We start from the raw sequence: 23,412 nt of genomic DNA, 5'->3' as shown, positions 1-23,412 counted from the left end.
GAGGTCTTCATCCCAGCCTTCGCCGCGCGGACGGCCCTGCAAACCCAACCAGCGATGCCGCCCGCGCTGGCAACAAGACCGTCAATGCACTAACATTCCAGCCGGACCCGTCAGTGGGGGCTGATCACCCCGACCGGGCCTGCATCCGGCTGGACGTTCACTTCTCCGCCATCGATCCCGCCACGGGGCGACGCTCGAGCGGAGGTGCCACCCTGCCCTTCGAGGGAACGGCGATGGTGGAACGCGCCAGATCGAGCTGATCCGCGAACTCCGGATGGTGCAAGGGCGAACCGTTGAGGATCCAGCCCTGCAGAAACCGGGGTGCGAAAATCTCCTCCGTCACGACATGAGCGGCGCCAACGAGCCCTGAGGTGCCTCCCATCTGCGACGTGACGATCTTCAGATTGCGCGTGACCAGCGGATGCGCCTGCCGGTAGACCGCCTCTCGAACTGCGGCCAGGATCGTGTCGCCCGCATGGGCCATGGCTCCGCCGAGGGCGATCACGTCCGGATTGAGAAGATTTGCGAGCGGAGCCAATGCCTCGCCGATCAGCCGTCCGCTCCGGGTCAGGAGTTCGATGCAGTACGCGTCGCCGAATTGCGCGCCGTGACCGACATCACTCTCGTCGACGACACCGTTTCTTGCCAGCACGCTCTGAAGAAAGGGGCTTTCAGCATCCTGAGCCGCCTGCAGGCCGGCCGCCGCAATGGCATCGCTGCCGGCGAGGCTGTCCAGGCCCTCGTCGCCCAATCTCGTATATCCGATCAGGCCGGATGCTCCCTCCGAGCCGCGCAACAGCTTTCCGTCGGCAACCACGCCCGCGCTCAAGGAGCGGCCCAACTTCACCAGGATCAGGTTTCCGCGATTTCCTCCCGCGCCGGCATAATGCTCACCGGCCGTCATCATCTGAATGCCGCTGCGCACCCAAACCGGCGCTTGGTTGCGGACCATCAAGTTTTCGACGAAAGGATAGTCCGTCCACCCTTCGATCGCCTGAAGAACCGGACTGCTTATTCCGAGCTCGCCGTTCTGGGCGACCGGTCCCGGAAGCGCGAGGCCGATGCCCCAGACCGAGCCAAGATCGGACCTTTCATCGCGCATCCATTCAAAAAGCGTCGTCAGCCGTTCGACAAGAACCGCCCCGCCGGCTGTAATGTCGAACGCCTCATGATGCTCCATGAGCAGTGATCCGTTCAGGTCGGCAATTCCCGCCGCGATCGAAGAACGGTCGATGACCGCCACTTCCACGCTGCCTGCTGCCGCCCGGAACTGCATGTGACGCGGCGCCCTGCCGCCGGCCGCCTCTCCGAGCCGGCCTTCTTCCAGAAGGCCAAGCTTGACGAGTGTCGACAGCCGGTCGCTGACGACCGCCCGGCCGAGCTCGGAGTGCCTCTCCAGTTCCTGGCGTGTGGTGGCGACGCCGGTGCGAACGAGATTGAGCAGTGTGGAAAGGCTTGCATAGCCGGACTCGGTGGTCCGCGGGCGCCCGACATTCCGGGCGCTCTGACGCTTCGAACTGGCGGTCGCAGGAATTCCGGAATTGTCCATCTTGTCCGTCATTGCTCCCGCATCCAGTCCCTCGACTCCCCGCCAACCCTGCCCTTCCGAAGCCGGGATATCGCAAGCCTTTCGCCGGGGCAAGTAATGCTTTTGTTGTTTTTCAGCAAAAGAAACCGCACTTAATTTGAAAAATTATTGACTTCCCTCGAAAGCAGGACGTAGGCTGCACCCGGATTCTGGCGGACCGAGCGACCAGAATGAAGGGCTGGGAGGGTCTTCGATGGCGGTCAAACTGGCTTATCACGCCAATTGCTGGGGGCCCCTCGGCGGCGAGGCTGTCGGCGTCACATCGGCAGCTCAGCTCTTCTACCGAACCTTCGGGGACATGCGGAAAGCCGCGACGGACATAGCGGCCGCCGGCTACAGCGGCATCGAGATGTTCGACGGAAATCTCGTCGATTACCGCGGCCGTTATGGCGAGTTGCGGGCCATCCTGGCCGACGCGGGTCTTGCGCTCGTGGCTGCATATTCAGGTGGCAACTTCCTATTCGACGACATCCTCGAGGAGGAGCTGCACCGCGTTCGCCTGGCTGCGGAAGCCGGAGCGGAGCTGGGCGCCGAGCATCTGGTCGTTGGCGGGGGAGCCAAGCGCGCCGGCGGCAGCCGGCCGGACGACCTGAAGCGCCTGGCGGCGACGCTCGACAAGGTCGACAAGATTGCCTCGGCAGCAGGGCTGAGTGCTCACTACCATCCGCACCTGACCACACTCGTGGAGGGCCCGGATGCTGTGCGCGAAGTCTTCAAGCTGACGGGGATCCGCTTCTGCCCGGACACGGCGCATCTGGCGGCCGCGGGCGGCGACCCTGCCGCGATGGTGCGCGAGCACCGGGACCGGATCACCTATGTCCACCTCAAAGGTCTGAGGAAGGAGCCTTTCGCCTTCACGCCGCTCGACGAGGGCGACCTCGACAACGAGGCGGTGGTCAAGGAACTGAAGGCCATGGGTTTTTCCGGGTGGATCACCAACGAACTCGACGCCTGGCCAGATCCGCTGGACGGCGCGCGGCGAAGTCACCGCTTTCTGACCAAGGCACTCGGCTAGGAGCTCTTGCCGGGTCGAACTGAAATAACAGGGAGGAAAGAATGAGAACCATCGCTCACACTGCACTTGCTGCCGTGCTTGCCTGCGGTATTGCAGGCACCGCATTGGCCCAATCGCCGGACGAAGCACTGACGGCCTTGTCGCAGCAAACGCTCAGCACCGGTCCCAATGGCGAAGAACCGGTTTCCGCCTCGGAAATCAGCCTGTCCGAGGAAGAAATCGCACAGATCCAGGGCCTCGAGGCCACGGCGGCCATCGTCATGCACTATGGCGGGAATGACTGGTCCCAGGCTCAGATCGACGGACTGCGGGATCAGTTCGGCAAGATGGGCGTCGAAGTCATTGCCGTTACCGATGCCAACTTCAATCCGGCCAAGCAGGTTTCCGACATCGAGACGATACTTGCGCAAAATCCCGACATTATCGTCTCGATACCCACCGATCCGTCGGCGACGGCGAACGCCTATCGCCAGGCGGTGACGGCAGGCGTGAAGCTCGTCTTCATGGACAATGTTCCAAGCGGCTTCGAGGCCGGAAAGGACTACATCAGCGCCGTATCGGCCGACAATTACGGAAACGGCGTGGCGGCCGCTCATCTGATGGCGAAGGCGCTGGATCAAGGCGGCAAGATCGGCCTTGTGTTCCATGCCGCCGATTTTTTCGTGACGCGGCAGCGTTACGACGCGTTCAAGGCGACGATCACCGAGAACTATCCCGACATCGAGATCGTTGCCGAGCAGGGCATCGGCGGGCCTGATTTCACCGGAGATGCCGAAGAGGTCGCCTCGGCGATGATGGTCAGCAATCCCGACCTCCAGGGGATCTGGGCTGTCTGGGACGTTCCGGCCGAAGGCGTGATCTCGGCCGCCCGCTCGCTCGGACGCGACGATCTCGTCATCACGACCGTCGACCTGGGCGAGAACGTCGCCATCGACATGGCCCGCGGCGGATATGTGAAGGGACTTGGCGCGCAGCGCCCGTTCGATCAGGGGGTGACCGAAGCCATGCTGGCTGGCTATGGCCTGCTTGGCAAGGATGCACCCGCATACGTGGCTCTGCCTGCCTTGCCGGTGGAAAAGGCGAACCTTCTCGAGGCATGGCAGCAGGTCTATCACGCCGATGCGCCCGCGACCGTGCGCGATAGCCTGAACTGACTACAGCGCCTCCCGAGCGCCGCGGAGGCAGTTCGTCCTGACTCTGCCCCCCTTCCTCATGAATGCAGACTGGTGACGATATGCGAACGCTGAATGTGGCGATGATCGGTGGCGGGTTCATGGGGAAGGCCCATGCTTTGGCCTACGCCGCGATGCCCATGTATTTTTGGCCGGCGCCGGCCCTGCCGAGACGGAAAGTGGTCGTGGACCTGACCGAAGAAGCCGCCCAGGACGCGCAGCGAAGGTTCGGTTTCGACGAATCGGCGACCAACTGGCGTGCGGTGGTCGAGCGTGACGATGTCGATATCATCGACATCTGCACGCCCAATGACAGCCACGCCGAAATCGCCATCGCCGCCGCCCGCGCCGGAAAGCACATCATCTGCGAGAAGCCATTGGCGCGAACGGCCGCGGAAGCAAAGACGATGCTGGATGCGGTGGTGGGGTCCGGCTCCATCCACATGGTGGCATTCAACTACCGCCGAACACCGGCGGTCGCTCTGGCGCGCAAATTCATCGAGGACGGACGCATCGGCGAGGTGCTCAATTTTCGCGGCACCTATCTGCAGGATTGGTCCGCCAATCCGGACTCGCCCCTGTCATGGCGGTTTCAGAAATCGGTCGCCGGATCCGGCGCCATCGGCGATATCGCAACCCACGCGCTCGACTTCGCGCGCTACCTCGTGGGAGACGTCGCGTCCGTCAACGCTCTGGTGAAAACCTACATCCCCACCCGGCCCAAACAGTCCGGCACCGTCGACAAGCTGGGCGTAGGCGGCGGCAACAGGGATGCGGAGCGCGGCCCCGTCGATGTCGACGACGAGGTCATGACGATGCTGAAATTCGCGAATGGCGCGGTAGGGTCTCTCGAGGCGACGAGAAACGCATATGGCCGCAACAACTTCCTGACCTTCGAAATTCACGGCTCGAAAGGCTCACTCGCCTTCAACTACGAACGCCGAGACGAGCTTCAGGCGATGTTTGCCGACGACCCGGAGGACGCCAGGGGTTTCCGGACGATCTATACCGGGGCACCTCATCCCTATGGTGACGGTCTGTGGCCGATCCCGGCGCTTGGCATCGGATACGGCGACACCAAGATCATCGAGTGCTACGACCTGATCAAAGCGATCGTGTCGGCAGAGCAGCCCTCGCCCAATTTCGAGGACGGCTACCGGATTTCTCTCATTGCCGATGCGATCGCCAAATCGGCCGAAGCGGGAGCCTGGGTAGACGTCGCATGAACGCAGGGGCCAACGGCAACATCGCCGTCGAGATGCGCGCCATCTCGAAGCGCTTCGGCGGCGTTCACGCCCTGCGCGAGGTGTATTTCTCCGCGCAGTTCGGCGAAATCCATGCGCTCCTGGGCGAGAACGGCGCCGGCAAATCGACGATCCTGACAATTCTGCGCGGGGTGCTTGCGCCCGACAGTGGCGAGATCATCGTCGACGGCAGTTCGTTTCCTTCCCTCACGGCGAAGGCGGCCCGCGAGCACGGGATCGGAATGATCTTTCAGGAGATGAGCCTGGTCCCGACTCTGACAGTTGCCCAGAACGTGTTCCTCAACAACGAACCCCTCGGGCGAACCGGGTTGATAAACGAACGTGCGATGCGGGAGCGCAGCCTGGAAATCTTTCGCGACATGGGCGTCGAGATCGACCCCGCGGCGCTTGTCGGCGAACTGTCGACCGGCCAGCAGCAACTGGCCGAGATCGCCAAGGCGCTTTCCCAGGACGCACGCATACTGGTTCTGGACGAACCGACGTCGGCGCTTACCGCCACCGAGGTGGAGATATTGTTTGGCCTGGTGCGACGCCTGCGAGGCGAGGGCAAAGCCATAATCTACGTGTCGCACCGCATGGACGAAATCTTCCAGTTGGCCGATCGCGCCACGGTGCTCCGCGACGGACGTCATATCGATACAAGACCGATCGCCGACTACACGCTGACCACGCTGATCGCGGACATCATGGGCAAGGCGACCCGCGACCTGCTCGAATATGCGACGGCCTCGACCAGCAGCGAGGATGTCGTTCTGGAGGTCAGGAACCTGCGCAGCGGAGGCACGGGTGCCGGCGCGAGCTTCGCCCTTCATCAAGGCGAGGTCCTGGGCATCGCCGGCTTGCTGGGATCGGGCAGAAGCCGCCTGGCGCGCATGCTCTTCGGCCTGGAACCCGTCGGAGCCGGCGAGATCCTCCTCCGAAACGAGCCCTTTCAGATCACGTCACCCCAGGTTGCGATGGCCGCCGGAATGGCGCTCGTGCCGGAGGACCGCCGACGTCAGGGACTGGTCCTCCAGCACAGCGTGGCCCACAACATCGAGCTGCCGGTTCTCGGAAGGCTCGGCGCGTCCGCCTTCATCAGCGGCCGGACTGGAAGGCAGATCGTGCGGGACACCATCTCCCGCATGGGCATCAAGACCCAAAGCCCGGACTCCGCCGTGAACACCCTGTCGGGTGGCAATCAGCAGAAGGTCGTGATCGGCAAGTGGCTGGCAACCGCGCCTGACATTCTCATCATGGATGAAGCGACCGCGGGCATCGATATCGGCTCGAAGGGCGAAATCTTGCGCCTGGTCCGCGAACTGGCGTCGGAAGGCAAATCGATCATCTTCATCTCGTCCGAGCTTGCAGAACTCCTGGCCGTCAGCGACCGCATCTGCGTGATGGCGCGCGGTGAAATCGTTCAGTCCTTCGACGCCAGACAGTTGGTGGCGGGCGATCAAGATCCTCAATCGGAGCTGCAGGCCGAGCAGAAGCTGCAGTTGCTCCTGCAACAAGGAAAGCGGCATGGCTGAGGCGCGATCTACGCATGGATCTGTCGAAAAACTCTGGAGCTATTTCAAGCAGACCTGGCGCCAGAACATCATCTATATCGGCTTTGCCGTGGTCTTCGTGTTCTTTGCGGTGACCCTGCACGATCGGGGATTCCTGCATCCGAACAACGTCCTGAACATCGCTCGACAGACCGCCGTGATTGCCGTGATGGCGGTGGCCATGACCCTGGTCCTGTCGTCGGGCGAGATCGACCTGTCCGTGGGAGCCGTAGCCGGACTGGCCTCGGTCACCACGGCGATGGCCCTGTCAGCAGGTGGCCTCGGCCTTGGCATCGTGGCTGGTCTCGGAACGGGGCTGGTCGTGGGGCTGGTGAATGGCGTCCTGTCCACGCGCCTGTTGATCCCGACATTCCTGACTACGCTCGCGATGATGGGAATCGCGCGCGGCGCCGCGATGTGGATCTCGGATACCGCCGCAATCCCCGTCCTGAATGACAATTATGCGAGCTTCTTCGGCAGCGGCAATCTTGGTCCGATTCCGAGCCTGCTTCTGTGGATGATCGTGGCAGGCACCATCGGACACGTCACGCTGCGGCACACCAAGTTCGGCCGCAGGATACTGGCGGTCGGCGGCAACGCCGAGGCAGCAAGATATACCGGCATCCGCACGGCGAGGATAAAGATGGCCGTGCTGGTCATCTCATCGATGACAGCCGCGCTGGCGGGCATGCTCTATGCCGGGCGCCTGCAATCGGGGCGGTTCCAGCTGGGCGAAGGCGACGAGCTTTCGGTGATTGCGGCGGCCGTCCTTGGCGGGACCGCTCTTTTTGGCGGACGAGGAACCGTGATCGGCTCCATCTTCGGTGCGTTGATGATCGGCGTCATCAACAACGGGCTGATCCTGATGGGTCTCGAATACAGCCAGCAACTCATAGCCCGCGGAGGAATCATCATCCTCGCCGTCGCTCTCAGTCAAAAGAGGTCGTGACCGTGAGCGGCTTTGCCACGACCATCCGAGCCTTGGTGGGCGAAGCGGAGAAATGTCAGGCGCTGCACCTGCCAATCGGCTTCCAAAGCTGACTCTCAATTCGACCGCGCGTCCTGCTTGCCTCGCCGCTGCTGCGCGCGAGCCGCCTTTGATCGGTTCGGATCTCTTGTTGCTCTCGTCAGCACGACTTTTCGGCCCCACAGGCAATGGTCCGACTTGCCGGAAAGGTCGCGGCTCAGGAAATCGACATGATCTCGAGTTCACGCTCGCCGACTTGAACGACATCGCCGACCGACTTGCCCATCAGTGCGATCGCCACCGGCGAGCCGTGCGATATCGTTCCTTCAGACGGGTTCGCCTCGTCTTCGCCGACGATGCGGAAGGTCTGGGATCTGCCGTCCTCGCGCTCGAACGTGACGGTATGGCCGAACGCGACCGCGTCGTTCGAAGCGGGCGGCGCGCGCAGTTCCGCGGTTCGCACGCGCTCTGCGAAATAGCGCAAATCCCGCGCAGGAACCGCGGACTGCCGCCGTCGCTCGTTGACGTCGTCCAGAGCATTGGCGGCTTCGAGTGCGTGCTGCGACCGGGCCAGTTCGTCCTGCAGCATCCGCAGGCCCGTTTCCGTGACGAGGTTGATCCGATCCGAGATCGGCCGCGCGGGCAGGACGGTTTCGGATGCCGCCTCGGCGCTTTCCTCTTTGACGAATGCCACGCTCACTTTGCCATGCTCCTTGCAGCACGTTCCCGATCCGAGAATAGCGTCTTCCACATACTCCTGTCGCCGCTCAAAAAGTGCAAGGTGCGACAATATCGGCTTACGGGCGCTTTCAAGCATCAACCCGCTCGACGGCAGCCCGTTCCTTCGGGCGTTCGCTCACGCAGAAGTCAGGTCAATTTTTCAAAAGAGACAGGACGGACGCGAGTGGCTACCCTATCTCCAACGGCGTCGAAAACGGCGCAGCAACGACATCGGAGTGTGGAAATGACCGACTACACACCGCCCAAGGTCTGGACATGGAACAAGGAAAGCGGCGGCAGGTTCGCCAGCATCAACCGGCCGATCGCGGGCGCCACGCATGAGAAGGAACTGCCGGTCGGCAAGCATCCGCTGCAGCTTTATTCGCTGGCGACGCCGAACGGCGTCAAGGTCACGATCATGCTGGAGGAACTGCTCGCTGCCGGCCACAAGGGCGCCGAATACGACGCCTGGCTGATCAGGATCAACGAGGGCGACCAGTTCGGCTCGGGCTTCGTCGAAATCAATCCGAATTCGAAGATTCCGGCGCTGATGGACCGCAGCGGCGACAAGCCGATCCGCATCTTCGAATCGGGTGCGATCCTCACGCACCTGGCGGAAAAGTTCGGCGCTTTCCTGCCGACCGAGCCGGCCGCGCGTGCCGAATGCTTCTCCTGGCTCTTTTGGCAGATGGGCGCCGCGCCCTATCTCGGCGGCGGCTTCGGGCACTTCTACGCCTACGCACCGGCGAAATTCGAATACCCGATCGACCGTTTCGCGATGGAGGTGAAGCGCCAGCTCGACGTGCTCGACCGCCAGCTCGCCGAACACCGCTTCATCGCTGGCGAAGACTATACCATCGCCGACATGGCGATCTGGCCCTGGTATGGCGGGCTGGTGAAGGGCTGGCTCTACGAAGCCGGCGAGTTCCTGCAGGTGCAGGATTACAAGAACGTGGTGCGCTGGGCCGACGAGATCTATGCCCGACCCGCCGTCAAGCGTGGCCGCATGGTCAACCGCGCCTTCGGCGAACCGGCCAGCCAGCTCCACGAGCGCCACGATGCCAGCGACTTCGACACGAACACCCAGGACAAGCTGGCGACCGCGGCAGAATAGACCTCTGGCCGGTCACGTTGCCAGCGAGGCAAGCGGCCGGCCGAACTGGTCCACCGGGCCGAGGGATTTCGCGCCCTCGGCCTGACGCGCCTGCGCGCGGCGATGGCCTTCACGCGCGCGAATGCGGTCGAAATAGGCGCGCAGCGTCTCGGAGAACTCGGCATCGAGCCCGATCGTGGCCGCCAGCATCAGCGCATAGCCGACCGAGATGTCGGCGGCGGTGAAGCGGCCGGCGCAAAGATGGTCGCGGCCGGCAAGGCGCGCATCGACCGCGCGCAGCCGGGCGAGGAACCAGCGTGCATAGTCGTCGGCGACCTGCGGAAGGCGCCGCTCCTCGGCCTCCTCGAAATGGCGATAGCGCAGCACCAGCGTCTGCGGGAAGGTCAGCGTCGCCTCGCCCATGTGAAGGAAGTTGAGATAGGCGCCATAGTCCGGCTCGTCTGGCGCTACCGCCAGTGGGCATGGACCATATCGCGTCGCCAGATAATGGCAGATCGCGCTCGATTCGGTCATTCGGGTCTCGCTGTCGATCAGGAGCGGGATAGTGCCGAGCGGGTTCATGTCCTTGTAGCCCGGGGCGAGATAGCGCGGCGGGAACGGCAGCACGTGGAGCGTGTAGTCGAGCCCCATCTCCTCCAGCGTCCAGAGCGGGCGGAAGGAACGGGCGTTTACGCAATGGTAGAGTTCGATCATCGTTTGCTTGCCTTGCTGCCTGTCAGGCGCTTTTCGAGTTCGTGCCGCATGATCTTGCCGGTGGTGCTGCGCGGCAGGTCCGCGTCGGTGACGAAGTGGATTTCCTTCGGCACCTTATAGCGGGCGATTTCTGCGCGGCAGCGCTCGATCAGCGTCCCCGCCTCCAGCTTCGCCTTCGGCACCACGAAGGCGATCGGCACCTCGCCCCATTGCGGATCGCGCTTGCGCACGACGACGGCGTCCGCCACCCCGGGCTGGGCGAGCAGCACGCGCTCGATCTCGGCCGGATAGACGTTCTCGCCGCCCGACTTGATCAGATATTTGCGCCGGTCGACGAAGGAAAGCGAACCGTCGCGATTGCGCGTGAAGACATCGCCCATATGAAACCACCCGCCGCGAAAATCCTCGGCGTTGGCTGCTTCGTTGTTCCAGTAGCCGGAAAAGAGCGCGGGGCTGCGGATCGCAAGCTCGCCCGGCTCGCCGTCCGGCACTTCGCGGCCTTCGGGATCGACCAGCTTGATCTGGCAGAACGAGCTTTGGCGCTTGTCGAGCGAGGTCGGCACCACGCCGACCGGAATGGCCGAGAGCGAAGCCGGTGGAAAGCCGGTCTCGGTCGCGCCGAACGTGTTGAGATAGGGCGCATTCAAGGTGCGGGTGATCTCGGCGAGTTGCTCGCGCGGCACGAGATCGGCCATGACGCCCACCCATCTGACGCCGCGCGCCGACTGGCCGGCCGCCTTCATCGCGTCGAGGAAGGCGGTAATCATGCCGGGCATCAGCGTCAGCCGGCCGAGCGTCTCGGCGGCGACGATCCGCGCCAGTTCGTCGGCGTCGAACCCGTCGGTCACGATCACCTTTCCGCCCTGGATCAGCGTCATGAAGACCGTGTCGGTCGAGACCATGTGAAAGAGCGGCGCCCAGGCGACGAAGGCGTCGTCGGCCGTGTTCGGCATGTCCGTCATCTGGATATAGGCACGCGCGATCTCGGCGCGCTGGCTGATCAGCGCACCCTTGGGCATGCCGGTCGTCCCGCTCGTATAGAGGATGACCAGCCCGTCCTCGCCGTTGCAGCGGTCGGAGACGGGTGCTTCGCTGGCAGCGGCGAGTGCCGCTTCATAAGGCGCACCGAATTCCAGCATCGGCGCGATGTCGGCAAGCATGGCCGTTCGGCCGGCAAAGCGCGGCGAAGCGAGGATCACCTTCGGCGCGACGAGTTCGACGCAATGGCGCAGTTCGGCATCGACGAGCCGCCAGTTCTGGCAGGCGGCGATGATGCCGAGCTTGGCGCAGGCGATGAACGTCTCGATATATTCGCAGCGGTTCTCGGAAATGATGGCGACGCGGTCGCCGCGGTGGATGCCGAGCCCGGCAAGATGGTTGGCGAGACGATTGCTGCGCTGGTCGGCGTCGCGATAGGTGAGCTGCCGCTCGCCTTCCTGAACAGCGATGCGCTCCGGCCCGGCGCGCGCGGCATTGGCAAAGAGCGCGCCGAGGGTAAGGCACGACGACAGGCGCACGATCTGCGGATCGATACCGGGCGCGCGGGGCGCCGGCTGGTCTTCTTGCGTCAACGCATCTCCTCCCGATTCACGCGACGCCCGCGAAGGGAGCATGGCGGGAGGCTGCGCGCAACGCGTCAGTCGGGTTCGCGCGGATTGAAGTCGATGAAAAAGCCCCAGACCGACAGGGCGAAGAAGGCGAGGAAGATCAGGCCCCAGACGGTGGCGCCGGTCGAGAACTCGAAGACCGCCCAGCCGCCTGCGACCGCGCAGACGGCAAGCCTGATCCAGAGCGGCCTGAAGAACGGATGGTCGGTATCGAAGAGCTTCATGTAGCCACCCAGTGAAGCGGGAACATCGGATCGAAGACGGTGATGTCGTCCTCGCCCGTGTTGCGCTTCCTGGGATAATCCCATGCCGTCTCGCGCCGCTCAAGCGTGATCGTCGCTTCGTTCGGCGGCAGGCGGTAAAAGGCCGGGCCGTTGAGCGAGGCGAAGGCTTCCAGCCGGTCGAGCGCGCCGTCTTCCTCGAACACATGGGCGAGGCAGGACATGGTGTTCAGCGATGAATAGATGCCCGCACAGCCACAGGCGCACTCCTTCAGTGGGTCGACATGGGGCGCCGAATCCGTGCCGAGGAAGAAACGCGCGTCGCCCGACGTCGCCGCGCGGCGCAGCACCAGCCGGTGCTCCTCGCGCTTGGCGACGGGCAGGCAGTAATAGTGCGGGCGGATTCCGCCAGCGAGGATCGCGTTGCGGTTGATGATCAGGTGATGCGTCGTGATCGTCGCGCCCATGTTCTCGGATTGCGAGCTGACGAAATCGACGCCGTCCTTCGTCGTGACATGCTCCATGACGATGCGAAGTTCGGGCAGGCGCTCGCGCAGCGGGGCCAGAACGCGCTCGATGAACACCGCCTCGCGGTCGAAGATGTCGGTCGACGGATCGGTGACCTCGCCATGGACGCAAAGCGTCATGCCGATCGACGCCATCCGCTCCAGAACCGGCATGACCTTGGAAAGGTCGCGCACACCGCTTTGCGAATTGGTCGTCGCGCCGGCCGGATAGAGCTTCACGGCCGTCACGAGACCGGAGCGGAAACCCACCTCGACGTCTTCGGCACTCGTGCCTTCGGTGAGATACAGCGTCATCAGCGGTGTGAAGTCGTGCCCGCTTGGAATGGCGGCGAGGATGCGATCGCGATAGGCGGCTGCGTCCCTTGTCGTCACGACCGGCGGCACGAGATTGGGCATGACGATCGCGCGTGAGAAATGCGCCGAGGTGTCGGGCGTCACGGCCTTCAGCACCGCACCATCGCGCAGATGCACATGCCAGTCGTCCGGTCGCCTGATCGTCAGTTGCTTCATTTCATCCTCCAGCCGCATCGTGCGGCTCTCCTTAGACGATTTCAGCAGCGGCCCGAAAGACCACCTATATTCTTTTCGACCAATGGCGCGGGATCGAAAGCGCGACCCGCGAATTCACGCGTCGAACAATGGAAGGAGAGCGCTATGGACCGCAACGACCAGCAGGCAATCGAGGATCTGTTCGGCAAGCTCGCCGAGGTGGAACGCCAGGGACAGCCGCGCGACCCTGAATCGGAGGAGTTCATTCGCGATCGGATCGCGCGCCAGCCTGGGGCGCCCTACTACATGGCGCAGACCATCGTCGTGCAGGAAGAGGCGTTGAAGGCGGCGCAGGCCCGCCTTGCCGAACTCGAATCGAGCGCGTCACAGGGGGCTGGCGGATTTCTCGGCGGCCTCTTCGGCGCATCGTCGCCGAACGCGCGCGGCTCCGTTCCCCGCGTCGGCCGCTCGCCGATGGGAGCGCCTTCCGTGCCGCGCGGCCCGCAGGGCCGTTCCGGCGGCGGGTTCCTGGCCGGTGCCGCGCAGACCGCAATGGGCGTGGCCGGCGGCGTTCTTCTTGCCAACATGCTCGGGGGCATGCTGGCCGGAGACGCGGAGGCCGCCGATGCAGGCATCGACGAGACGGAAGCCGATTTCGAAGACCCCGGCATGGATGGCGGGGATTTCGGCGACTTCGACATCTGACACTTCGTGATCCGCGCCTATATCCGTGAGCGAATTGACGGGACGGTGCCGCTCGGCACCGTCTTCTGGCGCGACATGATGCTGGTCGGCACCGTGCTCGCTGTCGCCAGCGCCGCCGCGGCACTGGCCGTCTTTGCCAGCGACGCGCCGACCGCGCTCGGCGTCTTGGTCTTCCTGTCGCCGCTTCCCTACAATGTGCTGGTGACGATGGGCGTCTGGAAGGCCGCGGACCAGACGACGCCCGTCTGGCGTGATCTTGCCCGCACAGCCGCGCTCTTGTGGATGATCGCTGCGACGATCCTCTAGGCTGCGCTACCCGTCGGCCAGAGGAAGGCGATGTAGGCGACATAGCCGGCCAGAAGCAGTGCCCCTTCCCACCGCGCGATCCTGCGCCCGGTATTGGCCAGCACAACCACCAGCAGCGATGCGCCGACCATGATGAAATTGTCGAAGTTCGCGATCTCGGACGGCACTTCGCTCGGGGCGATCAGGACGGTCACGCCGCCGATGCCCAGAATGTTGTAGATGTTCGAGCCGATGATGTTGCCGAAGGCGACGTCCGCCTGCTTGCGGAAGGCAGCGACGAGCGAGGTAACGAGCTCGGGCATCGAAGTGCCCACCGCGACGATGGTCAGGCCGATCACGGTCTCCGAAATGCCGTAGGAGCGCGCGAGGGCAACGGCGCCGTTGACGAGGAAATAGCCGCCGCCCACCACGATGGCGAGACCGACGGCCGCCGTCACGAGGCCCATGAGGGTGGAGCCGCCCGAGCCGCCGGCCAGCGCGGGATCGATGCCCTGCGCGGCCGCCGACTTGTCATGCACGGCGCCGTGATCGGGATTGCCGCCGCTTTCCTGACGAAACGCGATGAAGATATACGCCGCAAGCGCAGCGACAAAGGCGATGCCGACGGCGCGGCCGAGCGGCATGGTCAGCGCGAGCACCGTGAACACGACCGCGACCGCGACCATGACCGCGCCGTCGCGCCGCAGCGTGCCCGATGCGATGGCGATGGGCGTGATCAGGGCCGAAACGCCCAGGATCAGCAGAAGATTGGCCAGGTTCGATCCGACCACGTTGCCGAAGGCGATGCCCGGCGAGCCGTTGAGCGCGGCCTGGACCGACGTCACCAGCTCGGGCGTCGAGGTTCCGAAGCCGACCAGCGTCAGGCCGATGACGAGTGGCGAGACGCCCATGTTGCTGGCGACCTTGACGGCCCCGCGAACCAGAAGCTCGCCGCCGATAACGAGCATGATCAGTCCGGCAATGAGGGGCAGCCAGGTTTCCATTCAGGTCTCCGGAAAGCTCGGGAACGGGACCGCCGTCGCGGTCGGTGGACGCGCTTTAGATATGGCGTCCGGCCGATGTTCAAGAGGCATTGACGCCCGACGCGGCATATTTATCGGCCTTGCACGGCTCAGGCCGGCATCAACAGGCCGTTCCGGTCGACCAGGAAGCGCTCGGAAAGCGGGATTGCCGCTGCGCCGAGCGTGCGCGCTTGCGGCCCGAGCGAGCCTTCCCGGAAGGCGGGTACGGCCACGCCGGAAAGATTGTGGCTGCGCATCCGCGCCTCGGCGACGGCCAGCAGGCGACGACGCACCTCGACCGGCATCGAGCCGTCGATGATGACGGCGTCGAAATCGACGAGCGCGACGGCGGCAAGCGCCGCATCGGCGATGGCCTGCCCTGCTGCCTCGATCCAGCGCTCCAGAATGGCGGAATCGACATGCCAGGCCGCCGGGGTTTCCCAAAGGCTGGTGGCCGGCTGGCCGGAAGCCTGCAGCAGCTCTTCCAGCCCGAAGATCGACGCCCGCTCGATGAGCTGCACGTTTCGGCCGTCCTCGCCGCGCACCGGCATCGACCCGACCGCCCCTGCATTGCCGCTGCGGCCGGTATAGAGTTGTCCGTCGAGGACGACGCCGCCGCCGATGAAATAGCCCACGTAGAAATAGAGGAAATCGCCCGCCGGCACCTCGTCGCCGAAGATGAGTTCGGCGCCGCAGGCCGACGAGGCGTCGTTCTGCAGGAAGACCGGGAACGGATAGGCGCGGGCAAGCTCGGCACGGATGTCGAGCGTTTCCCAACCGGCCAGATCGGTCGGCGGCGCACCGATCCGCGCGGACCATTGCCAGAGCTGGAACGGCATCGCGACGCCGAGCCCTGCAATGCGGGACCGAAGGTCGGGCGCGATCTCGGCCACCACCGCTTCGATCGCGCCATGGGTAAATTCGAGCACGCTGCCGGGCGTCGGCCAGCGATAGATGAGCGTGCGCCGGGCGCGGATCTTTCCGACGAAATCCATCAGGACGAGTTCGCTCGACCTGCGGCCGATCTTCAGGCCGAGGAAAAGTGCGCCATCGGGAGCAAGCGACATAGGCACGGAGGGCTGGCCGACACGGCCGCGCTGCGGCTTGCCCTTTTCGAGCAGCCCATCCTTTTCTAGCGCGCGGATGATGACCCAGGCTGTCTGCGTGGAAAGGCCGGTGGCGCGGGCGATGTCGGCCTTCGACATCGGCCCCTGCCGGCGCAGGATCGACAGGACGAGCCGTTCGTTCCAGGCGCGCATGCCCGATTGGTTGGAACCGCGAAGCTGCGGCTCGAGATGCGATGTCGTATGCGGATTGTCCAGCAATGCGCCCTCCCAAGCGACGTGCGACCATGCAGCGTGGCACGCCTGCGGTCAATTATAAATTAGATTGATTTATTAATTGACTCAGGCGACCAAGGGTGGTTCCCTAGCGACAGATTGCGATGGCCGCTTGTCCGGTCGTCCAATTATCCCGCCAGGAGGTGGCGGTCAGTTCAACGGAGGATTTCGCGATGAAGACGACGATCAAGCTAGCCTTGGCGGCAACGGCACCGCTCGCCATCATGATGGCCGCGCCGGCCGCCGCGCAGGAGGAAGTTGGTGCCTGCCTGATCACCAAAACCGACATCAACCCCTTCTTCGTCAAGATGAAAGAAGGCGCGACAGCCAAGGCAGAGGAACTCGGCGTCAAGCTCTCCACCTTCGCCGGCAAGATCGACGGCGACCACGAGACGCAGGTCCAGGCGATCGAAAGCTGCATCGCGTCGGGCGCCAAGGGCATCCTGCTCACCGCCTCCGACACCAAGGCGATCGTGCCGGTGGTGCAGCAGGCGCGCGATGCCGGCATTCTGGTGATCGCGCTCGACACGCCGCTGGAGCCGATCGACGCCGCTGACGCGACCTTCGCCACCGACAATTTCAAGGCCGGCGAGCTGATCGGCCAGTGGGCCGCCGCGACGCTCGGCGCGGAAGCGGAGAATGCGAAGATCGCGCTTCTCGACCTCGCCCCCAGCGCGCCTTCGGTCGACGTTCTGCGCGACCAGGGCTTCCTCAGCGGCTTTGGCATCGACATCAAGGACGAGAACCTGATCGGCGACGAGGACGACGCGCGCATCGTCGGCCATGACGTCACCGACGGCAACGAGGAAGGCGGGCGCACCGCGATGGAGAACCTTCTCCAGCAGGACCCCGACATCAACGTCGTCTACACCATCAACGAACCGGCCGCCGCCGGCGCCTACGAAACGCTCAAATCCTTCGGCAAAACCGACGGCGTCCTGATCGTCTCGGTCGATGGCGGCTGCCCGGGCGTCCAGAACGTCTCCGAAGGCATTATCGGCGCGACCTCGCAGCAATACCCGCTCGACATGGCCGCGCTCGGCATCGAGGCGATCGCGAAATTCGCCGAGAGCGGCGAAAAGCCCGCACCGACCGAAGGACTCGACTTCTTCGACACCGGCGTGACGCTGATTACCGACCAGCCGGTCGACGGCGTGGAATCGATCGGTTCGGCCGAGGGGCTGGACAAGTGCTGGGGGTAAGGGATCGGTTCGCGTGAGCGAACGCAACGTGCCCGTGGCACGATGCAAGGCTCCGAACGCCGGGGCGCTGCCGAAGGCAGCAGGTCGCCGGCCGGAGGAGCGGTCCGCGTAGCGGATGAAAATCCGCCTGACACGAGTGACGTTTCTCTCCTCCGCAAGGAGAGGGAGCCGCCGCCGCTTTGACCGCGCGTGCGATAAGGATCACACTCGCTTCGCTTTTGGGAGGAAGCCGCCATGACCGATACAAGCGCCCTGCCCCCGCGCAGGCAGGAGTTCGAGGCCTCGCTCGACAAGAGCGACCGCGCCGTCGCCGCCTTCGAGGGCCACGAGAAGAACGTCATCGACCGGCTGCAGCATGTGCTTCACGCCAATCCGACGATGGTGCCCTTCATCGTTCTCGCCTTGAGCATCATCGCCTTCGGCTTCATAGCCGGCGCGAATTTCTTCTCCGCCTTCAACCTGTCGCTGATCATGCAGCAGGTTTCGATCATCGGCATCCTGGCGGCGGCCCAAAGCCTCATCATCCTGACCGCCGGTATCGACCTTTCGGTCGGCGCGATCATGGTGCTGATGTCCGTGGTGGCCGGAAATCTGGCCGTCGGTCTCGGCGTTCCCGCCCCGCTCGCCATCGGCATCGGCATGGTGGGCGGCGCCGCCGCCGGCGCGCTCAACGGCCTGTTCGTCACCCGATTCAAGCTGCCGCCCTTCATCGTCACGCTCGGCACCTGGAACATCTTCTTCGCCCTGACGCTGTGGCTCTCCGGCGCTCAGTCGATCCGCAGCCAGGATATCGACGCGGCGGCTCCGCTCCTCAAATTCTTTGGCCAGAGCTTCCGCATCGGCGGGGCACAGTTCACCTATGGCTCGATCCTGATGGTGCTGATCTTCGTCGTCCTCTGGTACATGCTGAACCGCACCGCGTGGGGCCGCCACGTCTACGCCATCGGCGACGACAAGGAAGCGGCCGAACTCTCGGGCATTCGCACCAACCGCACGCTTTTGTCGGTCTATGCGCTCGCGGGCCTCGTCTGCGGCCTCGCGGCCTGGGCGTCTATCGGCCGCGTCGGCTCGGTCTCGCCGCAATCGTTCCAGGAAGCGAACCTGCAATCCATCACCGCCGTGGTGATCGGCGGCATCTCGCTTTTCGGCGGACGCGGCTCGATCATGGGGCCGCTGGTCGGCGCGCTGATCGTCGGCGTGTTCAATTCGGGTCTGCGCCTCGCCGGCGTCGACGTTCTCTGGCAGGTCTTTGCCATCGGCTGGCTCACCATCGTCGCCGTCGCCATCGACCAGTGGATCAGGAAGCTTTCGTCATGAGCATTCAGCCCCTCCTTTCCGCCCGCGGTCTCGTCAAGCGTTATGGCCGCGTCACCGCCCTCGACCGCACCGATTTCGACCTTTATCCGGGCGAAATTCTGGCCGTCATCGGCGACAACGGCGCCGGCAAGTCGTCGTTGATCAAGGCGATCTCCGGCGCGATCAAACCCGATGAGGGCGAAATCCGGCTCGACGGCGAAGTCGTCAATTTCCGCTCGCCGATGGAGGCGCGCGATGCCGGCATCGAGACGGTCTACCAGAACCTTGCGCTGTCTCCCGCGCTCTCGATCGCCGACAACATGTTTCTGGGCCGCGAAATCCGCAAACCGGGATTTTTCGGCCGGAGCTTCCGGCTTCTCGACCGCCCCGCGATGGAAAAGATCGCCCGCGACAAGCTGTCCGAACTCGGCCTGATGACCATCCAGAACATCAGCCAGGCGGTGGAGACCCTGTCGGGCGGCCAGCGCCAGGGCGTCGCCGTGGCGCGCGCCGCCGCCTTCGGCTCCAAGGTCGTCATCATGGACGAGCCGACGGCAGCGCTCGGCGTCAAGGAATCACGCCGCGTCCTCGAACTCATCCTCGATGTGAGGAAGCGCGGCATGCCAATCGTACTCATCTCGCACAACATGCCGCACGTCTTCGAGGTCGCCGACCGCATCCACGTGCACCGTCTGGGCCGGCGCCTGTGCGTCATTAACCCGAAGGAGCACACCATGTCGGATGCCGTCGCCTTCATGACCGGCGCCAAGGCGCCGCCGGAACTGGCCGAGGCGGCGTGACGCGATGATCCTGTGCTGCGGAGATGTGCTGATCGACATGCTGCCCGTCGACCTTGGCGACGGGCGGCGCACCTTTGCGCCTCATGCGGGCGGCGCGGTGTTCAACACCGCCATCGCGCTGGGAAGGCTGGGGGTCGAGACGGGCTTCTTCAACGGCCTGTCGACCGATCTTTTCGGCAAGATGCTGGCCGACGAGTTGAAGGCCTCCGGCGTCGACCACTCGCTTTGCCCGCGCAGCGGCCGACCGACCACCCTCGCCTTCGTGACGCTGGAAGACGGCCACGCCCACTATCACTTCTACGACGAGGCGACCGCAAGCCGGCTGCTCGAATCGGCCGAACTCCCGGTTCTGGACGGCAATGTGCGCGCACTGTTCTTCGGCGGCATCAGCCTCGTCGTCGAGCCGAGCGGCTCGGCCTTCGAGAAATTGATGGCGCGCGGGTCCGCGACCCGTCTCGTCATGATCGATCCGAACATCCGGCCCGACTTCGTGACGGACGAAACAGCCTATCGCGCGCGGCTGACGCGGATGATGGCCGGCGCCGACATCGTCAAGCTTTCGGAAGAAGACCTCGACTGGCTGTCTCCCGACGCCGACGCCTTCATCGCTGAATTGCTCGTCACCGGCCCCGCCATCGTGCTCGTCACCCACGGCGCGCGCGGTGCGACCGGGCACACCGCCAGCGAAGCGATTTCGGTCTCGCCGCGCCCCACGACCATCGTCGATACCGTCGGTGCGGGCGATGCCTTCAATGCCGGCTTCCTCGAAGCGCTGGAGGGATTGGGCCGCCTCGACAAGGCAGGAACGCGTTCGATGAGCGCCGGCGATCTGCGGATCTGCCTTGACCGCGCGGCGGAGGTGGCCGCCGTCGCCGTCTCGCGGCCCGGCGCCAACCCTCCCTGGGCGCCCGACATTTCGGAGCCTGCCTGGCAGCGGCTCGCCGCGCGGGCCTAGATTTCTTGCGGCCGCCAGACGATATCGGCAGAGCCGCCCTTCGCCTTGACGAGATCGACATTCGGCATGTCGTTGGACGCCACCCAGTGCTTTGCTCGTTCCGCGCTCCAGCCGAGATCGAGCCAGCGCCGCGTCAGCCGCCGTTCAAGCTCGTCGCGCGGGACGTCGATCAGGATCGTCAGATCGAAGAGCGGGCGCAGCGCGTTCCACGGCGCGGCGTCGAGTGTCAGATAGTTGCCCTCCACGATTACGAACCGCGCGCTTTGCGAAATCCGCGCCGCGCCTGCCCGCGCCAGGTCGAGCGGGCGGTCGAAGACGGGCACCACCACTTCCTCGCCGGCCCTGATGCGGCGCAGGACGCTCTCCAGCCCCGCGACGTCGAACGTGTCCGGCGCGCCCTTGCGGTGGCGCCGGCCGATCACGTCGAGGACTGCATTGTCGTAGTGAAACCCGTCGCCCTGAAGGATCGCCGCATCGCCGAGCGCTTCCGCCAGAAGGTGCGACAGCATCGACTTGCCGGCGCCGGGCGGCCCGGCCAGCGCAACGATGAAGCGGCCGGCACCTCGCGCCCTTTCGGCGATGACCGCCGCGACCTGCAATACGGACTGCATCGATGAACCCCTTGAATCACGGGTTGAGCTAAGCCGATGAAACGCTCTGAAATCAACGACATCATGCGCGACGCCGACGAAATGATGCGCCGGTTCGGCTTCGCCCTGCCGCCTTTCGCCCGCTGGACGCCCGACGAATTTCGCGCGCGCGGCGATGCGCATGCGCTCGTCGGCGCGCGCCTCGGCTGGGACATCACCGACTATGGCGCGGGCCGCTTCGACGAGATGGGCCTCTTCCTCTTCACTTTGCGCAACGGTCGCCTCGCGGACCTGAAACGCGGGGGCGGCATGTGCTACGCCGAAAAGCTGCTGATCTCGCGCAAAGATCAGTTGAGCCCGATGCACACCCACGCCCTGAAGGCCGAGGACATTATCAATCGCGGCGGCGCAACGCTGACAGTGGAGCTTTTCGGCTCCGACGAGAACGGCGATTTCGATGCGACGCGCGGCGTGACGGTCGCCTGCGACGGCATTGCCCGCGCCGTCCCCGCCGGCGGCAAGCTGCAGCTTGCGCCCGGCGAGAGCGTGACGCTGATGCCGGGCGACTGGCACGCCTTCTGGGGCGAAGGCGGCGACGTGCTGATCGGCGAGGTCTCGACCGTCAATGACGACCTGACCGACAACATCTTCCGCGATCCGATCGGCCGCTTCGCGACAATCGAGGAGGACGAGCCGCCGCTCCACCTTCTCGTCAGCGACTATGAACGGTGGCTCAACTTGTGATCCCAAACGAAGCCGGGCCATCTATGCACTGCTGACCATCGGGCGTATAGATCGCGCATCCTTCCGTGTGGTTCGAACGCACTTGAACACGCTGCATATTCGCGCCGTCACCTTTGTCTCGGCGATTTTCTCGGCCTATCTCGCAGCCTTCATGGCCATTCCGGCGCTCACCGATCTTTATGTCGGGAACCGGGACTGGCAGGTATTCACCTTGTCGGGAATGTTCGTCGGCGGGCTGTCGGCAGCGGTCGCGTTGGCGACCTACGGCTCGCGGCCGCAGCTTTCGGCCCGCTTCGGCTTTCTCCTCGTAAACGTGCTGTGGGTCACGACCGCTATCGCCGGCGCGGTTCCGCTTTACGCCGCCTCCATCGGCCTCAGCATCACGGATGCCGTCTTCGAAAGCGTCTCGGCCCTGACGACCACCGGCTCGACCGTCATCGCCGGCCTCGACCAGTTGCCGCCGGGCCTTCTCCTCTGGCGCTCGCTTCTGCAATGGATCGGCGGCGTGGGCGTCATCGCGCTCGGTCTCTTCGTGCTGCCGTTCCTCAACATCGGCGGCGTATCCTATCTGAAGATCGAATCCTCCGAGATCGGAGACCGGCCCTTCGCGCGCCTGTCGACATACACGGTGGCGCTGATCGCCATCTACGCAGCGCTGACTCTCGTCTGCGCGCTCGGCTACGCGGCAGCCGGCATGACCGCCTTCGACGCGATCAACCACTCCATGACGACGCTCTCGACCGGTGGCTTCTCGACACATGACGCATCGCTCGGTGCCTATGCCGACCGGCCGGCCATCCTGTGGGTCGGCACCATATTCATGTTCATTGGCGCCTTGCCCTTCTCGATCCTGATCCTGCTCGCCGTGCGCGGGCGCATCGATCCGCTCGGCGATCCGCAGATTCGCGTCTTCGCCACCTATTGCGCCGGCTTCATCCTCGCCGTCGCCATCTATCTGCGCGTGACGTCTGAGGTCGGATTCGGCACGGCGCTCACCCACTCCGCCTTCAACTTCATCTCCATCATCACCACGACGGGCTTTGCCAGCGGCGACTATTCGGCCTGGGGTCCGTTCGCCGTCGGCTGCGCCTTTGTCGCCACCTTCATGGGCGGCTGTTCGGGCTCGACCTCGGGCGGGATCAAGGCGTAGCGGTTCTACATTCTGTTCCAACTCATCGTGCGCGGACTGAACAAGCTGATCTACCCGAATTCGGTACAGTCGATCCGATATGGCAAGCGCGTCATCGACGTCGACATGCAACGCGGGACGACGCTCTTTGTCGCGGTCTTCCTTGTCCTTCTTTGCGTCGGCACGCTGCTCCTGACACTGACCGGGCTCGACCTCGTCAGCGCCGTCACCGGCACCTTGACCGCGCTGACCAATGTCGGCCCCGGTCTCGGCGACATCATCGGGCCTGCTGGCAATTTCGTACCCTTGTCGGACGCCGCCAAATGGGTGCTGATCGTGGCCATGCTGCTCGGCCGTCTCGAAATCCTCGCGGTGCTGGTGCTCCTGTCGCCCGCATTCTGGCGGCGGTGAACGGGAACATTTCACATTAGAGA

Annotated in this window: 22 protein-coding genes and 1 pseudogene; 14 read left to right on the top strand and 9 right to left on the bottom strand. The window is 64.6% G+C overall.

All coding sequences use genetic code 11. From position 1 onward, the window contains the following. Nucleotides 1-157 precede the first annotated feature (157 nt). On the bottom strand, nt 158-1,561 hold the full coding sequence (locus GTK01_RS06555) for an ROK family protein (RefSeq protein ID WP_252925055.1): 1,404 nt from the start codon (nt 1,559-1,561) through the stop codon (nt 158-160). A gap of 220 nt (nt 1,562-1,781) precedes the next feature. On the opposite strand from GTK01_RS06555, the gene GTK01_RS06550 reads away from it, so the two are divergent. From GTK01_RS06550 to GTK01_RS06530, 5 genes are all read left to right on the top strand, one after another. Further along, nucleotides 1,782-2,603 (top strand): sugar phosphate isomerase/epimerase, encoded by an 822-nt coding sequence (locus GTK01_RS06550; protein ID WP_252925054.1) that lies wholly within the window; start codon nt 1,782-1,784, stop codon nt 2,601-2,603. Nucleotides 2,604-2,644: 41 nt separating this feature from the next. Beyond that, nucleotides 2,645-3,757 carry a substrate-binding domain-containing protein gene (locus GTK01_RS06545; RefSeq protein ID WP_252925053.1) on the top strand — a complete coding sequence of 371 codons (1,113 nt, stop codon included), beginning with the start codon at nt 2,645-2,647 and terminating at the stop codon, nt 3,755-3,757. An 80-nt stretch (nt 3,758-3,837) separates the two neighbouring features. Then, nucleotides 3,838-5,001 carry a Gfo/Idh/MocA family protein gene (locus tag GTK01_RS06540; protein ID WP_252925052.1) on the top strand — a complete coding sequence of 388 codons (1,164 nt, stop codon included), beginning with the start codon at nt 3,838-3,840 and terminating at the stop codon, nt 4,999-5,001. Continuing rightward, on the top strand, nt 4,998-6,554 hold the full coding sequence (locus GTK01_RS06535; RefSeq protein WP_252925074.1) for a sugar ABC transporter ATP-binding protein: 1,557 nt from the start codon (nt 4,998-5,000) through the stop codon (nt 6,552-6,554). The genes GTK01_RS06540 and GTK01_RS06535 overlap by 4 nt, the downstream gene beginning before the upstream one ends. Beyond that, nucleotides 6,547-7,521 carry an ABC transporter permease gene (locus GTK01_RS06530; protein ID WP_252925051.1) on the top strand — a complete coding sequence of 325 codons (975 nt, stop codon included), beginning with the start codon at nt 6,547-6,549 and terminating at the stop codon, nt 7,519-7,521. The genes GTK01_RS06535 and GTK01_RS06530 overlap by 8 nt, the downstream gene beginning before the upstream one ends. A gap of 235 nt (nt 7,522-7,756) precedes the next feature. On the opposite strand, the gene greA is transcribed toward GTK01_RS06530, so the two are convergent. Then, the gene (greA, locus tag GTK01_RS06525; protein ID WP_252925050.1) at nt 7,757-8,239 is read right to left on the bottom strand and encodes a transcription elongation factor GreA; all 483 of its coding nucleotides are present in this window, start codon (nt 8,237-8,239) and stop codon (nt 7,757-7,759) included. A gap of 264 nt (nt 8,240-8,503) precedes the next feature. On the opposite strand from greA, the gene yghU reads away from it, so the two are divergent. Beyond that, nucleotides 8,504-9,373, top strand: a complete 870-nt coding sequence (yghU, locus tag GTK01_RS06520; RefSeq protein WP_252925049.1) for a glutathione-dependent disulfide-bond oxidoreductase — start codon at nt 8,504-8,506, stop codon at nt 9,371-9,373. A 12-nt stretch (nt 9,374-9,385) separates the two neighbouring features. Here yghU and GTK01_RS06515 read toward each other — a convergent pair whose 3' ends face one another. From GTK01_RS06515 to pyrC, 4 genes are all read right to left on the bottom strand, one after another. Continuing rightward, nucleotides 9,386-10,066, bottom strand: coding sequence for a glutathione S-transferase family protein (locus GTK01_RS06515; RefSeq protein ID WP_252925048.1), 681 nt, complete (start codon nt 10,064-10,066; stop codon nt 9,386-9,388). Next, entirely contained in the window at nt 10,063-11,637 is a 1,575-nt protein-coding gene (locus GTK01_RS06510) for a class I adenylate-forming enzyme family protein (RefSeq protein ID WP_252925047.1), read from the bottom strand. The genes GTK01_RS06515 and GTK01_RS06510 overlap by 4 nt, the downstream gene beginning before the upstream one ends. Nucleotides 11,638-11,702: 65 nt before the next feature. Further along, nucleotides 11,703-11,897, bottom strand: a complete 195-nt coding sequence (locus GTK01_RS06505; RefSeq protein ID WP_252925046.1) for a DUF3329 domain-containing protein — start codon at nt 11,895-11,897, stop codon at nt 11,703-11,705. After that, nucleotides 11,894-12,931: a dihydroorotase gene (gene pyrC, locus GTK01_RS06500; RefSeq protein ID WP_252925045.1), complete on the bottom strand. Its 1,038-nt coding sequence runs from the start codon at nt 12,929-12,931 to the stop codon at nt 11,894-11,896. Before pyrC ends, GTK01_RS06505 begins: the two co-directional genes overlap by 4 nt. Nucleotides 12,932-13,075: 144 nt before the next feature. Between pyrC and GTK01_RS06495 the strand changes: the two genes are divergently transcribed. Continuing rightward, complete coding sequence (locus GTK01_RS06495) at nt 13,076-13,615, top strand: DUF2076 domain-containing protein (protein WP_252925044.1); 540 nt, start codon at nt 13,076-13,078, stop codon at nt 13,613-13,615. Nucleotides 13,616-13,621: 6 nt separating this feature from the next. Next, the gene (locus GTK01_RS06490; RefSeq protein ID WP_252925043.1) at nt 13,622-13,921 is read left to right on the top strand and encodes a hypothetical protein; all 300 of its coding nucleotides are present in this window, start codon (nt 13,622-13,624) and stop codon (nt 13,919-13,921) included. On the opposite strand, the gene GTK01_RS06485 is transcribed toward GTK01_RS06490, so the two are convergent. Together GTK01_RS06485 and GTK01_RS06480 are read right to left on the bottom strand one after the other, a co-directional pair. Further along, on the bottom strand, nt 13,918-14,904 hold the full coding sequence (locus tag GTK01_RS06485; RefSeq protein WP_252925042.1) for a calcium/sodium antiporter: 987 nt from the start codon (nt 14,902-14,904) through the stop codon (nt 13,918-13,920). The genes GTK01_RS06490 and GTK01_RS06485 overlap by 4 nt on opposite strands. 128 nt (nt 14,905-15,032) lie before the next feature. Next, nucleotides 15,033-16,247, bottom strand: coding sequence for an ROK family transcriptional regulator (locus GTK01_RS06480; RefSeq protein WP_252925041.1), 1,215 nt, complete (start codon nt 16,245-16,247; stop codon nt 15,033-15,035). Between the two features lie 188 nt (nt 16,248-16,435). On the opposite strand from GTK01_RS06480, the gene GTK01_RS06475 reads away from it, so the two are divergent. The 4 genes from GTK01_RS06475 (at nt 16,436) to GTK01_RS06460 (ending at nt 20,515) form a co-directional block, all read left to right on the top strand. Further along, nucleotides 16,436-17,464, top strand: a complete 1,029-nt coding sequence (locus tag GTK01_RS06475) for a sugar ABC transporter substrate-binding protein (protein ID WP_252925040.1) — start codon at nt 16,436-16,438, stop codon at nt 17,462-17,464. Between the two features lie 234 nt (nt 17,465-17,698). Beyond that, complete coding sequence (locus GTK01_RS06470; RefSeq protein WP_252925039.1) at nt 17,699-18,781, top strand: ABC transporter permease; 1,083 nt, start codon at nt 17,699-17,701, stop codon at nt 18,779-18,781. Further along, nucleotides 18,778-19,560, top strand: coding sequence for an ATP-binding cassette domain-containing protein (locus GTK01_RS06465; protein WP_252925038.1), 783 nt, complete (start codon nt 18,778-18,780; stop codon nt 19,558-19,560). Before GTK01_RS06470 ends, GTK01_RS06465 begins: the two co-directional genes overlap by 4 nt. A 4-nt stretch (nt 19,561-19,564) precedes the next feature. After that, a complete protein-coding gene (locus tag GTK01_RS06460) occupies nt 19,565-20,515 on the top strand; it encodes a carbohydrate kinase (protein ID WP_252925037.1) in 951 nt (316 codons plus the stop codon). On the opposite strand, the gene GTK01_RS06455 is transcribed toward GTK01_RS06460, so the two are convergent. After that, the gene (locus tag GTK01_RS06455; protein ID WP_252925036.1) at nt 20,512-21,126 is read right to left on the bottom strand and encodes a nucleoside/nucleotide kinase family protein; all 615 of its coding nucleotides are present in this window, start codon (nt 21,124-21,126) and stop codon (nt 20,512-20,514) included. The two genes, GTK01_RS06460 and GTK01_RS06455, sit on opposite strands and share 4 nt — an antisense overlap. 36 nt (nt 21,127-21,162) lie before the next feature. Here GTK01_RS06455 and GTK01_RS06450 point away from each other — a divergent pair, with 36 nt between their 5' ends. Both GTK01_RS06450 and GTK01_RS06445 read left to right on the top strand, forming a co-directional pair. Beyond that, on the top strand, nt 21,163-21,849 hold the full coding sequence (locus GTK01_RS06450) for a D-lyxose/D-mannose family sugar isomerase (protein ID WP_252925035.1): 687 nt from the start codon (nt 21,163-21,165) through the stop codon (nt 21,847-21,849). 82 nt (nt 21,850-21,931) lie between these two features. Beyond that, nucleotides 21,932-23,389: pseudogene (locus GTK01_RS06445) on the top strand (TrkH family potassium uptake protein). Nucleotides 23,390-23,412 lie beyond the last annotated feature (23 nt).

Origin of the sequence: Aliihoeflea sp. 40Bstr573, from assembly GCF_024105655.1 — a bacterium.
GTDB lineage: Bacteria > Pseudomonadota > Alphaproteobacteria > Rhizobiales > Rhizobiaceae > Aliihoeflea.
The sequence above is the reverse complement of the archived record's forward strand: the minus strand, read 5'-3'. Positions and strand labels throughout refer to the sequence as shown.

What these genes read in the sequence shown, in the direction of transcription:
- GTK01_RS06555 (WP_252925055.1), bottom strand. Translation starts at nt 1,561, where the DNA reads ATGACGGACAAGATGGACAATTCCGGAATTCCTGCGACCGCCAGTTCG.
- GTK01_RS06550 (WP_252925054.1), top strand. Translation starts at nt 1,782, where the DNA reads ATGGCGGTCAAACTGGCTTATCACGCCAATTGCTGGGGGCCCCTCGGC.
- GTK01_RS06545 (WP_252925053.1), top strand. Translation starts at nt 2,645, where the DNA reads ATGAGAACCATCGCTCACACTGCACTTGCTGCCGTGCTTGCCTGCGGT.
- GTK01_RS06540 (WP_252925052.1), top strand. Translation starts at nt 3,838, where the DNA reads ATGCGAACGCTGAATGTGGCGATGATCGGTGGCGGGTTCATGGGGAAG.
- GTK01_RS06535 (WP_252925074.1), top strand. Translation starts at nt 4,998, where the DNA reads ATGAACGCAGGGGCCAACGGCAACATCGCCGTCGAGATGCGCGCCATC.
- GTK01_RS06530 (WP_252925051.1), top strand. Translation starts at nt 6,547, where the DNA reads ATGGCTGAGGCGCGATCTACGCATGGATCTGTCGAAAAACTCTGGAGC.
- yghU (WP_252925049.1), top strand. Translation starts at nt 8,504, where the DNA reads ATGACCGACTACACACCGCCCAAGGTCTGGACATGGAACAAGGAAAGC.
- GTK01_RS06515 (WP_252925048.1), bottom strand. Translation starts at nt 10,066, where the DNA reads ATGATCGAACTCTACCATTGCGTAAACGCCCGTTCCTTCCGCCCGCTC.
- GTK01_RS06505 (WP_252925046.1), bottom strand. Translation starts at nt 11,897, where the DNA reads ATGAAGCTCTTCGATACCGACCATCCGTTCTTCAGGCCGCTCTGGATC.
- pyrC (WP_252925045.1), bottom strand. Translation starts at nt 12,931, where the DNA reads ATGAAGCAACTGACGATCAGGCGACCGGACGACTGGCATGTGCATCTG.
- GTK01_RS06495 (WP_252925044.1), top strand. Translation starts at nt 13,076, where the DNA reads ATGGACCGCAACGACCAGCAGGCAATCGAGGATCTGTTCGGCAAGCTC.
- GTK01_RS06485 (WP_252925042.1), bottom strand. Translation starts at nt 14,904, where the DNA reads ATGGAAACCTGGCTGCCCCTCATTGCCGGACTGATCATGCTCGTTATC.
- GTK01_RS06475 (WP_252925040.1), top strand. Translation starts at nt 16,436, where the DNA reads ATGAAGACGACGATCAAGCTAGCCTTGGCGGCAACGGCACCGCTCGCC.
- GTK01_RS06470 (WP_252925039.1), top strand. Translation starts at nt 17,699, where the DNA reads ATGACCGATACAAGCGCCCTGCCCCCGCGCAGGCAGGAGTTCGAGGCC.
- GTK01_RS06465 (WP_252925038.1), top strand. Translation starts at nt 18,778, where the DNA reads ATGAGCATTCAGCCCCTCCTTTCCGCCCGCGGTCTCGTCAAGCGTTAT.
- GTK01_RS06460 (WP_252925037.1), top strand. Translation starts at nt 19,565, where the DNA reads ATGATCCTGTGCTGCGGAGATGTGCTGATCGACATGCTGCCCGTCGAC.
- GTK01_RS06455 (WP_252925036.1), bottom strand. Translation starts at nt 21,126, where the DNA reads ATGCAGTCCGTATTGCAGGTCGCGGCGGTCATCGCCGAAAGGGCGCGA.
- GTK01_RS06450 (WP_252925035.1), top strand. Translation starts at nt 21,163, where the DNA reads ATGAAACGCTCTGAAATCAACGACATCATGCGCGACGCCGACGAAATG.